The organism is Vibrio sp. 2033, assembly GCF_033339735.1.
This window is the reverse complement of the sequence record NZ_JAWOVC010000627.1, coordinates 1-573: the sequence shown is the minus strand read 5'-3', so window position 1 is coordinate 573 and position 573 is coordinate 1. Positions and strand designations below refer to the sequence as shown.

At 50.3% G+C, this 573-nt stretch carries 1 protein-coding gene; it reads right to left on the bottom strand.

Annotated features, from left to right (window positions below; genetic code table 11):
* Positions 1-27: 27 nt before the first annotated feature.
* Positions 28-573: Zn-ribbon-containing protein (locus R7P74_RS28165; RefSeq protein WP_318106135.1), on the bottom strand; the 546-nt coding region annotated here is incomplete at its 5' end.

Below are 573 nucleotides of genomic sequence, written 5' to 3'. Positions count from 1 at the left end.
ATCTATCAAGTTACGTCAGGTGAGAACCTATTTAATATGATCCCAAGAGATGTTCGAAACAATTCGGCACGAGTCGCACTTAAAATAGAAGATGTCATGCAATGGCTCATCAAGCAGCCACTCTCCACCACACTTCGGACACTTACGTGCTTTCTCGCTCTCCAACGACTGACCGCCTACGCGATACTGGTAATAGTAAGTAGGAATCTTGGTGATGTATTCGATACGACCACGCAAATCCCAACCGCGGCGGAACAACACACTGTCTACGTCGCAAATCTCGTGCAGCGCCGCATGCTCTGCGCGGCACCCGCCCGCCATTTGGATTTCATCGCACGCTTGCCATTCCGTCTGCCATTTGATGACCGCTTTATGATCGCCATTGAGTGTCGGATCATTACGATACAGTGGAATTGGCAACAAGGTTTCACCACTGCGCAGTGGCGAGCATGTGTGCACATACGTCGTGTAGAGCACTTGCCAACTTGGCGCTTCGTCTTCGGCCGCTTGTTCTGAATTTAAATCACGACCAAGCATACGCATTTTCGGCGCAAGCAAAGACGCATCCGACAA